The organism is Thermodesulforhabdus norvegica (assembly GCF_900114975.1).
In the GTDB taxonomy this organism is placed as follows: Bacteria; Desulfobacterota; Syntrophobacteria; order Syntrophobacterales; family Thermodesulforhabdaceae; genus Thermodesulforhabdus; species Thermodesulforhabdus norvegica.
In genome coordinates this window covers 1-1,750 of record NZ_FOUU01000021.1, presented here as the reverse complement: position 1 = coordinate 1,750, position 1,750 = coordinate 1, and the positions used below count along the sequence as shown (strand labels likewise).

Annotated in this window: 2 protein-coding genes; both read right to left on the bottom strand. The window is 51.7% G+C overall.

The annotated features are described in order from the left end of the window. On the bottom strand, positions 1 to 830 hold an 830-nt coding region (locus tag BM091_RS13675; RefSeq protein ID WP_093396570.1), incomplete at its 3' end, for a 2-oxoacid:ferredoxin oxidoreductase subunit beta. 12 nt (positions 831 to 842) lie between these two features. Continuing rightward, on the bottom strand, positions 843 to 1,750 hold a 908-nt coding region (locus BM091_RS13670), incomplete at its 5' end, for a 2-oxoacid:acceptor oxidoreductase subunit alpha (RefSeq protein ID WP_093396569.1).

The following is a 1,750-nucleotide window of genomic DNA, read 5'->3' as shown; positions in this document are numbered from 1 at the left end:
AGAAATCTCTGCCTCGCCTCTTCCCGGATCTTCTCATACTCCTGCGTGTAGATGGGTAGTTCCCTGTCCACCAGAACCCCTATGGTTATCCTGCCTTCAAGCTCCTCCGGGGACATCTTTTCCGCCTTCTCCACCCTTACCGAAACCTCCTTCATCCACCTCAGCATCTCAACAGGACCGCCCAGCCTGTTCTTCCTGCCGTACTGAGTATGGCAGTTACTGATAACCTCCACAACAGCAAAGCCCCTCTTCCTGATTGCCTTGACTATAAGCTCGTCCAGAAGCTGAGTATGGTAAACCGTGCCCCGCGCAACAAAACTCGCCCCGGCAGACACCGCAAGCTCAGATATGGCAAAGGGATGCTCTATGTGACCAAAAGGCGAAGTGGTCGAATACATCCCGTAAGGCGTCGTAGGAGAATACTGCCCACCCGTCATGCCGTATATGTTATTGTTCACTATTATTGCCGTAAGGTTAAGGTTCCTGCGGGCCGCGTGAATAAAATGATTACCGCCAATGGCCGTGGCATCACCGTCTCCCATTACCACTATGACCTGAAGCCTCGGCCTGGCAAGCTTAATCCCCGTGGCAAAAGTAAGGGCACGGCCGTGAGTGGTATGGAGCGTGTTGAAATCAACGTACACGGGCATTCGACTTGAACATCCAATACCCGAAACAAGAACAATATCGTCCTTATCATAACCAAGCTTATCTATCGCCCGAATCAAAGATCCGAGAATTATCCCATTACCGCATCCGGGACACCACACATGAGGAAACTTCTTATCGTGCCTCAAATACTTATGAATCAACTTGGTAACTTCGGCCATATAACGATCTCCTCAGAGCTTCATGATTCTCGTAAGAATCTCCTGCGGGGTTATAAGATCTCCGTCTATCCGGTTAAGCTTCTCAACCCTGGTCATACCCTGACTTATCCTCTTTATCTCTCTCGACACCTGCCCGAAATTCATCTCCGGCACAAGAACGGCCTTGACCCTCATAAGATAGGGCTCAAGAGCCTGACGTGGAAAGGGCCAGAGGGTTACAAGCTGTATCAAACCGACCCTGATCCCCCGCCTCCTCGCATCTCTTACCGCACGCCTCGCAGACCTCGCCACCGACCCATAGGCAACCACAAGAATCTCCGCATCCTCCGCAAACTCTTCCTTCAACATCACAATGTCAAAGTAATTCTGATAAATCTTCCGATGAATACGGGTAAGAAACTGCTGAATCTCATCGGGCCTCTCCGTAGGAAACCCCCGAATGTCGTGAATCAGACCCGTTACATGATACCTGTACCCCTCACCAAACGGCGCCATGGGCGGAACACCCCGGGGGTTATCCTCATAAGGTATGTACCACTCAGGAGGCATACTGGGCTTTATTCGATCCACCACCTCAACTTCTTCCGGGTGGGGAAGAAAAATCTTCTCGCGGGTATGAGCAACAACCTCATCGGCAAGTATGATCACAGGCGTCCGGTACTTTTCCGAAAGGTTGAAAGCCTGAACGGTTACATCAAAACAGTCCCTGGTCGTGGATACGGCAAGAACAATTATGGGATGCTCACCGTGAGTACCCCAGCGAGCCTGCATCACATCACCCTGACTGGGTTTTGTCGGCAAACCCGTGCTGGGCCCACCCCTCATAACGTTCACAATCACACAGGGCACCTCGGCAACGCAGGCAAACCCGATGTTCTCCTGCATCAAAGAAAAACCAGGCCCGCTCGTTGCCGTCATCG